This is a genomic window from Microvirga sp. 3-52 (assembly GCF_018383585.1).
Classification (GTDB): Bacteria; Pseudomonadota; Alphaproteobacteria; order Rhizobiales; family Beijerinckiaceae; genus Microvirga.
In genome coordinates, this window is sequence record NZ_JAHAMK010000016.1 from 37324 (window position 1) to 53143 (window position 15820).

General features: G+C 63.1%; 17 protein-coding genes. 5 read left to right on the top strand and 12 right to left on the bottom strand.

Features of this window, described 5'->3' with window-relative positions; genetic code table 11:
* Nucleotides 1–52: 52 nt before the first annotated feature.
* Nucleotides 53–820, bottom strand: coding sequence for a potassium channel family protein (locus KHP60_RS13790; protein ID WP_213564896.1), 768 nt, complete (start codon nucleotides 818–820; stop codon nucleotides 53–55).
* A 179-nt stretch (nucleotides 821–999) separates the two neighbouring features.
* Between KHP60_RS13790 and KHP60_RS13795 the strand changes: the two genes are divergently transcribed.
* Entirely contained in the window at nucleotides 1000–1659 is a 660-nt protein-coding gene (locus KHP60_RS13795; RefSeq protein ID WP_213564897.1) for an HAD family phosphatase, read from the top strand.
* 6 nt (nucleotides 1660–1665) lie between these two features.
* On the opposite strand, the gene KHP60_RS13800 is transcribed toward KHP60_RS13795, so the two are convergent.
* A complete protein-coding gene (locus tag KHP60_RS13800; protein ID WP_213564898.1) occupies nucleotides 1666–2064 on the bottom strand; it encodes a helix-turn-helix domain-containing protein in 399 nt (132 codons plus the stop codon).
* Nucleotides 2065–2167: 103 nt separating this feature from the next.
* On the opposite strand from KHP60_RS13800, the gene KHP60_RS13805 reads away from it, so the two are divergent.
* Complete coding sequence (locus KHP60_RS13805; protein WP_213564899.1) at nucleotides 2168–2764, top strand: NADPH-dependent FMN reductase; 597 nt, start codon at nucleotides 2168–2170, stop codon at nucleotides 2762–2764.
* A gap of 72 nt (nucleotides 2765–2836) precedes the next feature.
* On the opposite strand, the gene KHP60_RS13810 is transcribed toward KHP60_RS13805, so the two are convergent.
* The 5 genes from KHP60_RS13810 to KHP60_RS13830 form a co-directional block, all read right to left on the bottom strand.
* Nucleotides 2837–4000: an iron-containing alcohol dehydrogenase gene (locus KHP60_RS13810; RefSeq protein WP_213564900.1), complete on the bottom strand. Its 1164-nt coding sequence runs from the start codon at nucleotides 3998–4000 to the stop codon at nucleotides 2837–2839.
* Between the two features lie 11 nt (nucleotides 4001–4011).
* Nucleotides 4012–5403: an aldehyde dehydrogenase family protein gene (locus KHP60_RS13815; protein WP_213564901.1), complete on the bottom strand. Its 1392-nt coding sequence runs from the start codon at nucleotides 5401–5403 to the stop codon at nucleotides 4012–4014.
* A 73-nt stretch (nucleotides 5404–5476) separates the two neighbouring features.
* Nucleotides 5477–6847, bottom strand: coding sequence for a glutamine synthetase family protein (locus tag KHP60_RS13820; RefSeq protein WP_213564902.1), 1371 nt, complete (start codon nucleotides 6845–6847; stop codon nucleotides 5477–5479).
* A 60-nt stretch (nucleotides 6848–6907) separates the two neighbouring features.
* A complete protein-coding gene (locus KHP60_RS13825) occupies nucleotides 6908–8443 on the bottom strand; it encodes an amino acid permease (RefSeq protein ID WP_213564903.1) in 1536 nt (511 codons plus the stop codon).
* Between the two features lie 63 nt (nucleotides 8444–8506).
* Complete coding sequence (locus KHP60_RS13830; protein WP_213564904.1) at nucleotides 8507–9295, bottom strand: N-formylglutamate amidohydrolase; 789 nt, start codon at nucleotides 9293–9295, stop codon at nucleotides 8507–8509.
* A gap of 124 nt (nucleotides 9296–9419) precedes the next feature.
* Between KHP60_RS13830 and KHP60_RS13835 the strand changes: the two genes are divergently transcribed.
* Nucleotides 9420–10307 carry a MurR/RpiR family transcriptional regulator gene (locus KHP60_RS13835; RefSeq protein ID WP_311925034.1) on the top strand — a complete coding sequence of 296 codons (888 nt, stop codon included), beginning with the start codon at nucleotides 9420–9422 and terminating at the stop codon, nucleotides 10305–10307.
* Between the two features lie 4 nt (nucleotides 10308–10311).
* Here KHP60_RS13835 and KHP60_RS13840 read toward each other — a convergent pair whose 3' ends face one another.
* Nucleotides 10312–11376 (bottom strand): AbrB family transcriptional regulator, encoded by a 1065-nt coding sequence (locus KHP60_RS13840; RefSeq protein ID WP_249688772.1) that lies wholly within the window; start codon nucleotides 11374–11376, stop codon nucleotides 10312–10314.
* Between the two features lie 140 nt (nucleotides 11377–11516).
* Here KHP60_RS13840 and KHP60_RS13845 point away from each other — a divergent pair, with 140 nt between their 5' ends.
* Entirely contained in the window at nucleotides 11517–11981 is a 465-nt protein-coding gene (locus KHP60_RS13845; RefSeq protein WP_213564905.1) for an RbsD/FucU family protein, read from the top strand.
* 12 nt (nucleotides 11982–11993) lie between these two features.
* Here KHP60_RS13845 and KHP60_RS13850 read toward each other — a convergent pair whose 3' ends face one another.
* The 4 genes from KHP60_RS13850 to KHP60_RS13865 all read right to left on the bottom strand — a co-directional run bounded on the left by KHP60_RS13850 (nucleotide 11994) and on the right by KHP60_RS13865 (nucleotide 14769).
* Nucleotides 11994–13196, bottom strand: a complete 1203-nt coding sequence (locus tag KHP60_RS13850) for a pyridoxal phosphate-dependent aminotransferase (RefSeq protein WP_213564906.1) — start codon at nucleotides 13194–13196, stop codon at nucleotides 11994–11996.
* Nucleotides 13197–13308: 112 nt separating this feature from the next.
* Nucleotides 13309–13743, bottom strand: a complete 435-nt coding sequence (gene mscL, locus KHP60_RS13855; RefSeq protein WP_213564907.1) for a large conductance mechanosensitive channel protein MscL — start codon at nucleotides 13741–13743, stop codon at nucleotides 13309–13311.
* A gap of 53 nt (nucleotides 13744–13796) precedes the next feature.
* Complete coding sequence (locus KHP60_RS13860) at nucleotides 13797–14324, bottom strand: VOC family protein (protein WP_213564908.1); 528 nt, start codon at nucleotides 14322–14324, stop codon at nucleotides 13797–13799.
* Between the two features lie 10 nt (nucleotides 14325–14334).
* A complete protein-coding gene (locus tag KHP60_RS13865) occupies nucleotides 14335–14769 on the bottom strand; it encodes a DoxX family protein (RefSeq protein WP_213564909.1) in 435 nt (144 codons plus the stop codon).
* Nucleotides 14770–14871: 102 nt separating this feature from the next.
* Between KHP60_RS13865 and KHP60_RS13870 the strand changes: the two genes are divergently transcribed.
* Nucleotides 14872–15786 carry a LysR family transcriptional regulator gene (locus KHP60_RS13870; protein WP_213564910.1) on the top strand — a complete coding sequence of 305 codons (915 nt, stop codon included), beginning with the start codon at nucleotides 14872–14874 and terminating at the stop codon, nucleotides 15784–15786.
* Nucleotides 15787–15820 lie beyond the last annotated feature (34 nt).

Below are 15820 nucleotides of genomic sequence, written 5' to 3' on the forward strand. Positions count from 1 at the left end.
ATGAACCAGGAAAAGAAACCTTTCTACGCAAGTGCAAAGGTCTCTGACGCCTTCAGATCGCCCCTTCGTCCGGAATATTGAGGACCGTGCCGCAGGCCTTGCAATGCACAGCATCGCGGTCGTGCCGCTGCAGGGCGCAGACCGGACAGGGAAAGCGCACCTTATCGGGTCTCAGCAGCACCTGCACGAGACGCAGGAAGAGCGTGACGCCGAAGATCATGATTACGACCGAGATCAGATGCCCCAGCGTCCCGGTCAGCGTGATATCGCCGAAACCGGTCGTGGTGAGCGCTGCGATGGTGAAGTACAGCGCGTCGATGTAGTTGCCGATCTTCGTGTTCGTCCAGCGCTGCGTCTCGTAGACGAAGCCGGTCATGATGAAGATGAAGACGCCGAGATTGACGGCAGCGATAATCAGATCCTCGTTGCGCCGGAAAAACACACTGTCGGCCCGCAGGCGGACGAGCAGCTGATAGGTGCGCAGCAGGCGCAGTGTCCGCAGGATCCTGAGGAAACCGATGCCCTCTCCCACGACCGGGGCGAGAAAGGACACGATGGCCGCAACATCCGCCAGCGTCGTTGGGTGAGCCAGATCCCGCCATGGCGTTCGGCTGATCGCAAGGCGAGCCGAGAAGTCCGCCAGAACGATCAAGCCGATGATCACGTCCATCCACTCGAAAGCCGGTGAGCGCGGCAGGAAGGACGTGACGACGATGAAAAGGATCGTCGTCACGTCGAAGACCAGAAGAGCGTAACGAAAGTGATGCGCTTCCCGCGTATCGCCTTCATAAAGAAGCCTAAGCCTGTCGATTACCCGCATCGGGATATCTCGTCGGACAGGCGCGAAGGGATGCGAACCATCGGTGGGATCACGCTTTATATGGTTTATCAGTTCCTCGATTATCTATAGAGCAGGGTTGCAATTCCAACGGGGTGCCTTCCAGGGCGAAGCGGTCTATTTCCTCGCCTCGAGACCCGACATTGTTGAGAGACGTCCTGATGCTCAAAGCCCTGATCTTCGATATGGATGGAACATTGGTGCATAGCGACCCTGTTCACCTCAAGGCTTTTGCGGAAATCCTGGAGCCGGAAGGGGTTACTATCGACGATGATCTCTATCGCAGCTCGATCATCGGCCACACCAACGAGGCGATATTTGCCTCCCTCCTGCCCCACCTGCCGGTCGAGGAGCATGAAGCCTATGCCGAACGTAAGGAAGCCGCCTTCCGTCGCTTGGCGCGAGAGCTCAGGCCGCTGGAAGGCTTGGTCGAGTTGCTTGATTGGGCAGATTGCCACGGCGTCAGGATTGCCCTCGTGACGAATGCTCCTGTCCTAAATGCGACCCATATTCTCGACATTCTGGGCATCATTGACCGTTTCGAGGTCAAGGTCACCATCGAACAGGTCGAGCGCGGCAAGCCCGATCCCATGCCCTACCTGACAGCCCTGGAGCGCCTCGGCATCCAGGCGGACGAGGCCATCGCCTTCGAGGATTCTCCCTCGGGCATGAGGGCCGCCAAAGCCGCCGGCCTGTTCTCCTTTGGCGTTCTGACCGGATTGACCGGAGACGAGATGAGGGAGATCGGCGCCGACGGGGCTATCGTGACCTTCCACGACCGGGCCCTCTGGGAGATCCTGGAGCACAGGGCTACGTCCTAAAGCCTCTCAAGCGGCGTCAGACTGCCGAAGTGCGGAGCCGGTGCCGCCTTCATCGAAGCGACGTCGTGCCGCCAAAATCTCGTCCCGATTCTGGATCGCCCACTCGCCTAAGCCCCTCACCGTCTTGAGCAGGGAGCAACCCAGCCCTGTGAGCTGGTAATCTACCCGGGGAGGAATAGTCGGGTAGACGGTGCGCGTGACGAGCCCGTCTCGTTCCAGCCCGCGCAGCGTCAGGGTCAGCATGCGCTGCGAGATTCCGGTCACGGATCGGCGTAACTCATTGAATCTCTTGGGCCCTTCGCCCATCTGGACGACGACTTGCACGCTCCACTTGTCGCCGACGCGCGACAGGATCTCCGTCACCGTCCGGCAGTCGGTGGGAACATGGATGTGACTGGGTGACATGAAAGTGCCTCCTTGCGCGGCGCTCAGGAAGTTACTTAATGAGCCCTGGTTACAAAACGGAACTTAAGGGTTCCGGCCCTCGAATGCAAATTAAGGATGTCTCATGAAGCCCAAGCTTCACATCATCATCGCCAGCACCCGTCCCGGCCGGATCGGCCCCAGCATCGCCCAGTGGTTCAGCGACTACACGGCCGAGCATGGCAAGTTCGAACCTGTTCTGGTCGATCTGGCGGAGTTCAACCTGCCGGTCTTCAATGAGCCCGAACACCCGATGAAGCAGAACTATCAGCACACTCACACGAAAGCCTGGGCCGCGAGCGTGGGCTCAGCCGACGCCTTCGTGTTCGTGACGCCGGAATACAACTACGCCCCGCCTCCTGCTCTCGTGAACGCGCTCAATTACCTGTCTCGCGAATGGAACTACGCTCCCGCCGGTTTCGTGAGCTATGGTGGCATTTCGGGCGGCCTCCGCTCGGTTCAGGTGGCGAAGCAGATCGTCACGACCCTGAAGATGATGCCGATTCCGGAAGGCGTGCCCATGCCGATGGTGTTCCAGAACCTGGACGAGGCCGGCAATCTCAACGCCCCTGACATCTACAAGGCCTCGGCTGCCACGATGCTCGACGAACTCTCCCGCTGGACGGAAGCACTCAAGTCGCTCCGGGCCGAGCGCAAGAGCCCCCTGAAGGCTGCCGCTTAACGAACAGGCACACTCACGACAAAGGCACCGCTGCGGGGATCAGCGGTGCCTTTGCCATTCACGATCAGTGGATCACAGACGTCCCGCCAGGGCATCCTCGAAGAGCCTGCGGGCGGTCTCCTTGGTGATCGGCACCGGATTGCCGCTGGCGGTGGGATCGGCGGGCGCCATCTCGGACATTTCGTCGAACCGAGACGCATCGACCTTCAGGCCTTCCAGGGTGTGCGGTACGCCAAGATCCTTACGCAGCTGCAGCACCCAATCGAGGAAGGCCTGGAACGAAGGCTCTAGGCCGATATAGGCGGCGAGCCGCTCGATGCGGGTCTCGATGGCCTTTCGGTTGTAGACCAGCACATAAGGCATGAAGACCGCATTGGTCAGGCCGTGGTGGGTGTCGTAGATCGCGCCGGTCGGATGCGAGAGGGCGTGGATCGCACCGAGCCCCTTCTGGAACGCGGTGGCGCCCATGGCGGCAGCCGACATCATCTGCGCACGAGCCTCGATGTCCCTGCCGTCCTTGTACGCCCGCGGCAGGTATTCTCTCACAAGGCGGATACCCTCGACCGCAATGCCGTCCGCCATCGGGTGATAGCCCGGCGCACAATAAGCCTCGATGCAATGCGCGAGCGCATCGAGACCCGTGCCCGCCGTGATGTGCGGCGGCATGCCCACCGTGAGCTCCGCATCGCAGATCACGATCTTCGGCATCATCAGCGGGTGGAAGATCACCTTCTTGGTATGCGTCGCTTCCTGCGTGATCACGCCGGCGCGACCGACTTCCGAGCCTGTGCCCGCCGTCGTCGGCACGGCGATGATCGGGAGAATGCCTTTAGGGTCCGCACGGGTCCACCAGTCGCCGATATCCTCGAAATCCCACATGGGACGGGTCTGACCCGCCATGAAGGCGATGACCTTGCCGGCATCGAGTGCCGATCCGCCGCCGAAGGCGACGACGCCGTCGTGGCTGCCGGCCTTCAGGGCCTCAAGACCCTTGTAGACATTCGTCTCGACCGGGTTCGGCTTGATGTCCGAGAAGATCGCACCCCTCAAGCCGGCGCTCGTCAGTTGATCCAGCGCCGCCTTGGTCATGGGCTGAGTCGCCAGAAACGGATCGGTGACGATGAGCGGTGCCGACATACCGACGGTCTTGCAGGCCTCGGCCAGTTCCGCGATGCGGCCTGCGCCGAAGCGAATGGCGGTGGGGTAATTCCAGTTGGAGCGGGGAGATTGGGTCATGATGGGTGCAATCAGATCTGACGGAGATGGTAGGATTTCGGACGGGTGAGCGACTCGTAGGCAAGCCGCGACAGGCTTGCGCCACGGCCGGTATCCTTCACACCTGTCCAGGCGAGCGCGGGATCGAGATAGTCGCAGCGGTTCATGAAGACGGTGCCGGTCTCCAGCTCCTCGCCGATGGCCTCGGCGGCATCGACATCCGATGTCCAGATGGCGGCGGAGAGGCCGTAGGGCGAGTCATTCATGAGGCGGATCGCCTCCTCGTCGCCATTCACCTTCATGATACCGACCGTCGGGCCGAAGCTCTCCTCGCGCATCACGCTCATGGCGTGATCCACGTTGGTCAGCACCTGCGGCGCCAGATAGGTGGAGTTGCCCACATCCGCGGCAAAGCGCCTGGGATCGATATGCGCCTTCGCGCCCTTCGCCACTGCTTCCGCGTTCTGCTGACGCACCAGATCGGCGAAGCGCTTGTGCGCCATCGGACCAAGCGTCGTGGTCTCGTCGAGCGGGTTGCCGAGCACGTATGTGTTCACGAGATTGACCGCACCCTCGACGAAACGGTCGTAATGCTTCTCGTGCACATAGATCCGCTCAATGCCGCAACAGCACTGGCCCGAGTTGAAGAACGCGCCATCCACGAGGTTCTCGATGGCGTGATCGATATTGGCATCCTCGCGCACATAGGCTGGGTCTTTGCCGCCAAGTTCGAGGCCGAGCGAGGTGAAAGTGCCTGCCGCTGCCCGCTCGATAGCACGGCCGCCGGAGACGGAGCCGGTGAAATTGCAGTGATCGACGAGGCCTGAGCCCAGGATGCGGCTCGTCTGGTCGTGACTCAGGTGCAGATTCTGGAACAGGCCCTTCGGCATCCCCGCTCGATCCATTGCCATCTGAAAGCGCTCGCCGGCGAGCACCGTCTGGGAGGCATGCTTCAAGAGCACCGCATTGCCGGCCATGAGCGCCGGCACGATGGTGTTGATGGCGGTGAGATAGGGATAGTTCCAGGGTGCAATAACCAGCACGAGCCCCACGGGCTCGCGCTTGATCATGCGGCTAAAGCCCGGCTTCTCGTCGTCGGCAGGGATGGGCTGCAGGCTCTTCTCCGCAATCCCGATCATGTAGCGCGCGCGCTCCTCGACCCCGCGGAACTCGCCGCCATAGCGCACCGGGCGGCCCATCTGCAGGGCGATTTCGGGCACCACCTCCTGGTTCATGGCAAGCAGCGCATCCAGGAAGGCGGAGACCCTTTGCGCTCGTTCGGCCAAGGAGGTCTTGCGCCAGGTCTTTTGTGCTTCGCGCGCCGAGGCAACGGCGGCATCGATGGCAGCCTCGGACATGATCGGTCGGCGGACGAGCTCGCGTCCGTCGATGGGGGAAATGCAGACGATATCGGTATCGGCCATGATGTTATGTCTGAAAGACCATGATCCCAGAGAATCATGGTCCTCTCCTGTGCTTTGGGTCTGGACGGGTCTTTTAGATGATCTCGAAGTAACGGGCGAGCTGCCAGTCGGTGATGGCCTTGCGGGCCTCACGCTCCTCCCATTCGCGCGTGGCAGCGTAATGCTCGACGAAAGTGTCGCCGAAGAGTTCACGTGCCGCCTTGGAGCCCTTCAGACGCTCGGCGGCCTCGCCGAGGGAGCGCGGCAGAGCCCGCTCCCCGGGATGCTCGACCGCATAGGCATTGCCTTCGATGGGCTCACCCGGATCGATCCGGTTCTCGATGCCCCAGAGGCCGGAGCCGATGGCGGCGGCGAGCGCGATATACGGGTTGATGTCGGCGGCAGCGACCCGGTACTCTACGCGCTGCGACTTTTCGGAACCGGGAATGACGCGCAGGGCCGTGGTGCGGTTCTCGACACCCCAGGCGGAATCGGTCGGCGCCCAGAAGCCAGGGATCAGTCGCGTGTAGCTGTTCACCGTGCAGGCGACCATGGCGAGCAGTTCCGGCATCAGCTTCTGCTGACCGCCGACGAACCAACGCATCGTCTCTGACATGTTGTGCTTAGCCTGTGCGTCGTAGAACGCGCCCTTGCCGCTGCTGATATCGCGTAAAGAGGTGTGCAGATGGCCGGATTGGCCGGGCCAGTCACGCGACCACTTCGCCATGAAGGTCGCCATCCAGCCGCGCCGCTGCGCGAGAATCTTGGTGTATGTCTTGAACAGGGCCGCCTTGTCGGCGGCCTTCAACGCGTCGTCGACGCGGATCGCCGCTTCCAGAACGCCGGGCCCGGTCTCGGTATGCAGGCCTTCGATCTCGAAATCCATCTTGTTCGCGAGGTCGAGGAGCTCGTGGTAGAAATCCGCATGAACGCCGGAGCGCAGCACCGAGTAGCCGAAGAAGCCCGGCGTGATGTTCTTCAGGTCACGATAGTTCTTCTCGCGCACGGAATGTGGTGTTTCTTCGAACAGGAAGAACTCGAACTCGGCCGCCGCCGACACGGCAAAGCCCATATCCTCCGCCTTCTTCAGTACACGACGCAGCACGCCGCGCGGACAGGCCGCCTCCGCGTAGCCTTCGAACTCGGCGAGGAAAAACGGAAGATCGTTCTCGAACGGAATGAGGCGCATGGTCTCCGGCAGCACCCGTACCGCGGCATCCGGATAGGCCGTGTGCCAGCCCGTGAGCTTTGTGTTGTCATACAGCTGATCGTTGGAGTCCCAACCCAGCACCACGTCGCAGAAGCCGAAACCCTTCTCGAGCGCGGATTCGAATTTGTCGCGGGCCATGTATTTGCCGCGCATGATGCCGTCGGCATCGGTCACGCCGACTTTCACGAAAGGAAGGTCGCGGCTGCGCACATATTCCGCAGCCTCGGCGGCATTCTTGATCTTGGGAGCGTCCATACGAAAAACCTTGACCGAAGAGGAAAAGAGGAGCGCGCAGTTGCGCGCTCCCGGTTGGCATCAATGGGACTTGTACTCGCTCTCACCCTTCGTGAGCGCAAACTCCTCCTCCGGCGAAAGAATGAGCTTATGGCGCCCGATGAGCAGGAAGTAGGCCATCATCACCGCATAGTAGATGGCGACGCCGATGACGGCGGTCTGGAAGACCGAGTCCGTGAGCTGGAAGTAGAGCGTCACCGCCGCGATCGCCATGCAGATCACCGCACCCGCAACGCCGAAGGGGCTCGTATAGGGCCGGTGCAGGTTCGGAAACTTCTTCTTGAGCACGATATAAGACATGCCCTGCATGAAGTAGGCCAGCATCGCGCCGGCGACCGCCATGTTGAGCAGCGTGCCGCCGATGACGGTGGCACCGGCCTCGGCGCCGCGTGCGAACCAGATGATCAGCATCACCAGGAGTCCGAGCACAGCGCCTGCGATCAGTGCCATGTGTGGAGTCTTGCGCTCTCCGTGCGTGACCGACAGGAAGCTCGGGAAGTAGCCTGCCCGCGAGAGCGAGTAGATCTGCCGCCCGAAGGCGAAGATGATGGTGTGGAATGAAGCGATCAGTCCGATCACCGCGACGGCCGCCAGGATCTTTGCGATATCCGTGCCGAACAGGGTGCGGAAACCGTCGAGCAGCGGCTCGCCGGATTTCCCGAGGCCCGCCGCGCCCGGCGCGATGCCCGTGTTCAGGAAGAGCACGAGGAACGCGGAGGCAATCAGCGTGAGGATACCGGCGATGATACCCTTGGGCATATCCTTCTGCGGATCATGGGACTCCTCCGCCGCGAGCGGCAGCTGCTCGATGGCGAGGAACAGCCAGACTGCGAAGGGCAGTGAGGCCAGAATGCTGCCCACGCCCATGGGCAGGAACGGGCCGTCGCCGTTCGGCAGCTCCGCACCATCAGGGCCGATATTCAGCGCCCAGCGCGAGAAGTCGAACTGGCCGGAGAACAGCACCGACACGTAGAAGAAGGCCAGCACCGCGAGAGCCGCCACCGTCACCGACACCGTGACCTTGAACGAGAGCTCGACGCCGATGATGTTGAGCCCGACAAACAGCGCGTAGCACAGCACCCAGTAGACCGGCTGGAAGGCCGGCGACGTATCGAAGATCGCCGACAGGTACGAGCTGATGAAGAACACGATCACGGCTGGCGTGAGCACGAACTCGATGTTCTCCGCGATGCCCGTGATGTATCCCGCCCACGGCCCCATCGAGGTGCGGGCGAAGGAATAGGCACCGCCCGTATGCGGCAGAGCCGGCGACATCTCGGCGAGCGAGAAGGTGAGGCCGAGATACATGATCGCGATGATGATGGTCGCGAAGAACATCGCGCCGAAGCCGTTCGTGAGGCCCAAATTCCAGCCGGAATAATGGCCCGAAATCACCGCCCCGACACCGAGCGCCCAGAGCGACCAGACGCGCGCATGACGCTTGAGACGCCGCGCCTCGAAATAGCTTTCATCCACCGTGGTATAGGTAATGCCGGCGGCGCCCTGCGCTCCCGCCGGTGGGGCATGCACCCCGGTACTTCCTTGTCCGACTGACATCGAGTTGATCCTCCAAGAAGTTCTGTCTTTCGGGTCACGGCACATTCTGCGCCATGCCCGTCATCAGAGCGTCCGTGCCCCCTCCCTCAAAAGCGGCGCCAGACGGTTGGCCCACGACGCCTGTCCGTCTTGTGTGCGGATCAGGTCGTTGCGGATTTCGATCATCAGCGGGGGAAGGCCGCGCCTCTCGGCGTGGCGCTCGAGGGTGTGAAACACCCGATCCGCCGGCGAATAGGGTTCATTCATGCCCACGACGAGCGCCGGATCCTGCTTCAATCCGGCCTCGACGCTGCGCGCATAGCGCTCGTCATGGTTGAAGATCAGGCCGATCTGCCAAGGGCGCGGCACATCCTGGTAGACCGGTGTGAAGGAATGGATGGAGACGATTGCAGTCAGCTGCCCTGCTGCCCTTCGGGCATTCGCGAAGGCGTCGACCGTGCCGTGAAACGCATCGTACACCTCGCGGACGCGGATCGCCCGCTCCGTCTCGTCGAGATCGACGTTGCCCGGGATCGTGGTGCGTTCGCTGAGCGTCCAGATCGAGTCCGGCGCGGACGGCTCCCGGTTGAGGTCGAGCACGAGGCGCGAAACGGTGGCATGGATCAGGGGTGCATCGAGCAGGCGCGAGAGTTCTTTCGCCACGCCGAGTGCCCCGGGGTCCCAGGCAATGTGGCTTTCCAGCTCGGCAGCCCCGAGCCCGAGGGTGCCATAGCGCACCGGAAGGCGGTTGGAGGCATGTTCGCAGATGAGAAGGATCGGCGAGCGGCCCTGCGGATTCCCCACGGCGGCAACCGGCTGCTCTGCCGTTGCGGCAGAGGACAGATCGCCCGGCTTCCGACTCGCCTGCGTCATGCGGCTCTCCATTGACCTGCCTCAAGGCAGGTCGGTTCCCGTTTGAACGCTTGATACGTTTCTTTTATTTTTATCGTGTTCTGAAATTTCTGATACAGCTTTTCAAAAGCGTCAAGGAGGAGGTGTGAATCAATCCGGTATGCGTGACGACCATCGCCCCTCCCCCACCGATCCCCCGAGCCTGGCCGAGCGCATCCGGCATGAGATGGATACCTTCACGCCCAGCGAGAAGCGTGCCGCCCACCTTCTCCTGAGCCATTATCCCTTCGCCGGGCTCGATACGGTGGCCGAGTTCGCCTCCCGGGCCGGCATTTCCGCACCGTCAGTCCTGCGATTCGTCACGCGGCTGGGCTTCGGCGGCTTTCCGGATTTCCAGAGGCATCTGCGCGAAGAACTGGAAGCCCAGCTCCTGTCGCCGCTCGCCAAGGCCAGCCCCTCCGACAAGGGCCAGGGGGCGCCGGCGCTTGCTTCCTTTGCGGAAGCCGTCATCGGGAACTTACGGGCGACGGTGGAGAACATCGCCCCGGCCGAGTTCGAGGCGGTCGTGGCACTGCTCTCGGATCCGCGCCGGCATATCCATTTTACCGGCGGGCGCTTCACGGGGGCGCTGGCGCGCTATGCCGAGAGCCATTTCCGCATCGTGCGCAGCCATGTGGATTTCATCGAGGGCCAGCCCGTCCTATGGCGCGACCGGCTGATCGAGATCGGCCGCAAGGACGTGATCGTCGCCTTCGACATCCGCCGCTATCAGGAGGATGTCACGGCCTTGTGCGAGACGGCGGCGAAACAGGGCGCGACTGTCGTCCTTCTCACCGATCCCTGGCTCTCACCCATCGCCCGCGTCGCCCGGCACGTGCTGCCGGCGCACATCGTGGCACCTTCCAACTGGGACTCGTCCGCCGGTCTTCTGCTCCTGACGGAGGCCCTCGTCGCGGCCGTTACCAAACACCTGTGGGACACCGCCAAGCCACGCATGGAGGCTGTCGAGCGGCTGCGGAGCGGGAGATCGTAAAGGCCTATTCCGCGGCTTCCGGCCGGCGTCGTTGCAGCCACCCGATGAGAAGCGGCAGAACCAGACCGATGCCCAGGAAGCGGACAAGGTGGTGGATGCCCACATAAAGCGGATCGAGCCCGAGGATCAGCGCCAGCACGGTCATGGCTTCGAGGCCGCCGGGGGCAAAAGCCACAAGTCCGTTGGCGAAGCTGACCCCTGCGACCCAAGCCGCAGCACCGGCGAAGAGTGCGGCCACCACCATGCCGACCGTGAAGGATCCGAAAGCAGCCACCAGCGCCCGCCGCAGGGTTGAGCGTTGGACGTTGCGGAACCGTTCGGCGATGAAAAGCCCGATCAGCACGAGGCCGCCCGTGGCGATCACCGGAGGGACGACGCCCGTCACCCATTCCGTGCCATGGCTGACGGAACTGACGATGGTGGCGCCGAGAAGGATCGGAGCGGCCACTTTCAGCCGGCCGAACACCCTCCCTAGAGCGAGTCCGCCCAGAAGAATGAAGGCCATGCCCTCCGGACTCTCGACAGGAAGCCCCTCGCCGATCAGAGCGCCGACATTCCCTCCACCTCCCGTGACCACGACGAGGCTCGGCAGGAGCGCGATCAGCACGAAGAGACGGAAGTTCTGCACGATGGCGATGGAGGCCACCTCCGCTTTTCGGTCGGCGGCCACCGCCAGAACAGTCGAAAGGGCACCGGGCACGGAGGCCAGCACCGCATCGGCCTTGCGCCAGCCAGACATGCGGGTGAGCCAGGCGGTCGAAGCGGCCGAGATCGCCACGACGCCGATGACCAGCAGGATGAGACTGCCTGGATAACGGCCCATGGCGGAAATGGCGGCCGGCGAGACGGCTGCGCCCATGGCGGCGCCCGAGATCAGCATCGCGGCATCGGCAAGCGCCCTCGGCAGGGGAACGGCCCAGCCGGTGAGGCCCCACAAGGTGGCCGCGATGGCGGCACCCGACAGCCAAGCGGCCGGAACGCCGAGCCAGTGGAAGACGAGCCCGCCGAGAGCGGCAACCAGGATCTGAATGAGATGGGCGAGGACGAGACGCATCACGGCTCTGCTCATGAACGTCCTTCACCATCGCGTCAAATGCCGTTGGTGCGCACAAGGCATGCTGTCACGGTCTGCCATGCCGGACTGAAGCGTTGCAGAGAGCTCAAAAGCCTGCTGAGATTGCCCCCATCAACCAAGCCATGGAGGAAACGGTGCTACACGGAATCGACCCGGCGCTCAATGCGGATCTGCTGTATGTGCTCCAAGCCATGGGCCATGGCGACGATCTCGTGATCTGCGATGCCAATTTTCCCGCCGATTCCATCGCGCGCCAGACGACCTACGGCCGGTTGATCCGCACGGACAATATCGGCTCGCCTCAGGCCATCCGTGCCGTCCTATCGCTGATGCCGCTCGACAGCTTCGTCGAATATCCCGCCGAGCGCATGGAGGTCGTCGGCAATCCTGACGAACTCCCGGCGATTCAACAGGAGGCCCAGGCGGCGATCGATGCCGTCGCCCAACGCGACGCCGGGCGCGACACCTGGCCCATGGGCTCGGTCGAACGCTTTGCGTTCTACGAGCGCGCAAAGAAGGCTTATGCCATCGTGGCGACCGGCGAGCGCCGCTTCTACGGCTGCTTCATCCTGAAGAAGGGTGTGATCCCGCCTTCGTAGAAGGGCTTCGGCTCAGGCCACGAGCTTCGGCAGGGCTTCGCTGATACGGCGGACGGCCTCTTCCACGTCCTCCGGCCTGCGCAGATAGCACAGGCGCAGGTAGCCCTCGCCGGCCTCGCCGAAGGCGGAGCCCGGCGCAAGGCCGACATTCGCCTCGTCGATGAGCCGGAAGGCGATGTCCTTGGCGTTCGTCGCGCCCTTGATCTTCAGGAAGGCATAGAAGGCGCCGCTCGGCGGCGGCAATTCCACGAGACCCGTCTCTGCCAGCCGTCCGACGATCTCCCGACCGTAACGGGCCTTGGCGATCTGATCGGCCAGGAAGCTCTCGCCCTGCTCGATGGCGGCGACGCCGGCGCGCTGGATGAAGACCGGCGTCCCGGAGGTCTGGTACTGCACGAGATTCTCGATGACCTGGCCCAAAGCCGGCGGCGCCTCCAGCCAGCCGAGACGCCAGCCGGTCATGGCCCAGTTCTTGGAGAAGGTCTGGACGAAAATGACCTTGTCCTCCGGCTCCATCACATCGCGGAAGGAGGGCGTGCGTCCGTCAACCGTGAGTTCCGGATCATGAACGAAGCGGCCATAGATCTCATCCGCCACGATCCACAGCCCGTGCCGCCGTGCGAGATCGAGCGCGGTGCGCAGATCCGCACCGGTCGCAACCCAGCCGGTGGGGTTCGAGGGCGAGTTGATGACGAGGACGCGGGTGCGCGGCGTGATCGCCTGCTCAAGCCGGTCGAAATCGAGGTGCCAGCCCTTTTCGTCGATCGTCATCGGCACGGGAACCGGGCGAGCGCCGGTGATGGTGATCGCGCCGGCGAAGTTCGGCCAAGCCGGCGTCGGGACAAGCACCTCGTCGCCATTGCCCGCCAGCATGCGGAAGGCGAGCTGCATCGCGGGCATGCCGCCGGAGGTGACGAAGAAGCGTTCCGGATCGAAGGCCTTGCCGTAAACCCGTTCATGATAGCCCGCGATGGCTTGGCGCAGTTCGGGGATACCACGCTGGTAGGTGTAGAAGGTCTCGCCCTTCGCCAGCGATTGAGCGGCCGCTTCGCAGATGAAGGACGGCGTCGGCAGGTCGCCCTCGCCCACCCAGAGCGGAATGATGCCGGGCTTCAGCCGACCGTAGCTGAACACGTCGACGATGCCGCTCGTCGGAGCCTGCTCCGCCTCGGGGCGCAGGTTGAGGACGGACGGGATCGAGACGGGCACGTTCATGGGGATTTCCTCGAAGACAGGCGAACAGGCATGGCCTGTTCACCTTCTCAAGGCAAGTCTCGAATAGGTCTCATGACAAAAGACAAAGAGTCCGATCGAACCCGGTGATGAATTAGAGGGTGCGACCGGTCTTCATCAGGTCGCGAATTTCCGTCAGCAGCTTAACGTCGGCCGGGATTTCCGCCGGCTTGTCGGCCGTGCCGGTCTTCGCATCCTCGCTGCGGCGCAGGCGGTTCATGCCCTTGACCAGGAGGAAGAGGATCCAGGCGATGATGATGAAGTTGATGGTGACCGTAACGAAGTTGCCCCACCCGAGCACAGCACCCTGCTTCTTGGCCTCTTCAAGTGCCGTCGCCGTGACGTTGCCGGACAGGGCCGTGAAGTAGTTTGAAAAGTCGAGACCGCCAGTCACGGCCCCAATGATGGGCATGAAAATATCGCCGACGAGGGAATCCACGATCCTGCCGAAGGCGACACCGATGATGATGCCGATGGCCAGATCGACCACGTTACCGCGCAGGGCGAACTGCTTGAACTCGTTCCACATGATCGGACCTCTTTGCTTGCCCCAGGCTAAAGCTGCCCAACTTGAGAATTTCGTCAAGCTTCCCGACTGGCCAGAAGACCCTGCAGGTCCAGGCGCTCGGTGACCATCTTGAGTTCGCCCTCCGGCGTCCTCGGCCACTGGTCCTGCGGCCGATCGACATAGAGTTCGACGCCGTTGCCGTCGGGATCGCTCAGATAGAGCGCCTCGCTTACTCCGTGGTCGCTCGCGCCCTGCAGGGGAATGCCAGCCTGGGCCAACCGGTAGAGCGCATCGGCGAGAGCCGCCCGCGTCGGATAGAGGATCGCCACATGATAGAGGCCCGTGGTGCCGGGAGGCGGCGGGGAGCCGCCCTTACTCTCCCAGGTATTCAGGCCGATGTGGTGATGGTAGCCACCTGCCGAGATGAAGGCGGCCTGAGTGCCGTAGCGCTGAATCAGCTCGAAGCCGAGCACGCCGCAGTAGAAGGCGAGCGAGCGTTCGAGATCAGCCACCTTCAGGTGGACATGGCCGATCCTGACACCGGGATCGATGGGGCGTGCTGCCGTTGTTCCGGCGGCATCATGGGGAATGGGCTTGACCATGGGGGGCACCTTAGGCTGAACGCGTGGACAACGCCGGAGCAGTCTTCGCCGATCCGGCCCGCACCGCAATGGCGCCGTCGCCCAGGAGGGCCTGCGTCACCAGAGCGGCGATCCAGAATGCCAGGTACTCCCAGCCGCCATTCGGATTGTTGAAGAAGAACCCGGCCGAACCGTGGACGAATGCGATGGCACCGACCAGGATCGGGATCAGGGCCAGCGAGACCCAACGGGTGAAGAACCCGGCGATGAGGGCAATGCCACCAGCTGTTTCGGCCGCAATGGTCAGGTAGGCCAAGGCCGGAGGCAGGCCGAGGCTGCCGAAGAATTGGGCCGCGCCAGCCGGCGTGAACACGAAGACCTTGAGGCCCGCATGGGCAAGGAACAGAAGCCCAAGCGTGATGCGCAGGATCAGAGCGGCGTAGGGAGCGGTGCGGGTATCAATCATGGGAGATCTCCTGAAAGGGCCCTTTCATATGATCTCAAACTGAGAGTATGATAATCCTTACTCCGGAATATCACTTCACACTCAGAGAATGAGATATCCTCAGTGCTCGACCGCGTGACCGGCATGCAGGTCTTCGTTCGCGTTGCGACGCTCGGCAGTTTCTCGGCTGCGGCGCGGGCCCTCAATATGTCCCAGACGATGGTGACGAAGCATGTGGCTGCCCTCGAAGACCGGCTCGGCGTCAAGCTGCTGCACCGGTCCACGCGCAAGCTGGTGCTGACGGAGGGTGGCCGGAACTATCTCACCGCCTGCGAACGCATTCTTGCCGAGATCGAGGAGGCCGAAGCGTCCACGAGCCTCGACCGCATCGAGCCACGGGGAACGCTGCGGCTCAACGTTCCCCTCACCTTCGGCTTCCGGCAAGTCGTTCCGGCTCTCACCGAGTTCAGCCGACTTTATCCCGCTGTCTCGTTCGATCTCGGCTTGGCCGACCGCTATGTCGATCTCATGGAAGAAGGATGGGATCTGGCAATCCGGATCGGGCGGCTGAAGGATTCGAGCCTCGTGGCCCGGCGGCTCGCCGTCTGCCGAACCACCGTCTGCGCCTCTCCCGCTTATCTGAAGAAGCACGGAACGCCGCGAACCCTGGAGGATCTCGCTCAACACAATTGCCTCGGCTATACCCTGCCGAGCGCCATCGGGGCAGACCGATGGGCCTTCGGCGTCGACGGCGGCATGGCTGTCCCGGTCCAGGGCAATCTGCGGGCGAACAACGGTGATGCCCTGCTGGCAGCAGCCGTCGCTGACCAAGGGCTGATCTACCAGCCGACCTTCATCCTGGGCGACAGTCTGCGCGCCGGCAGCCTTGTTCCGGTCTTGAGCAGCTATCCGACCTATGAACCAGCGATCCATGCCGTCCTGCCCTCGGGCCGGCAGGCTCCGGCCAAGGTCCGCGCCTTCGTGGCGTTCCTAGCCGAGCGTTTCGGGCCGGAACCGGAATGGGACCGGGGCCTGTGACCGCCCCTGCCATGGCTTTCACGCCTCTAACCGG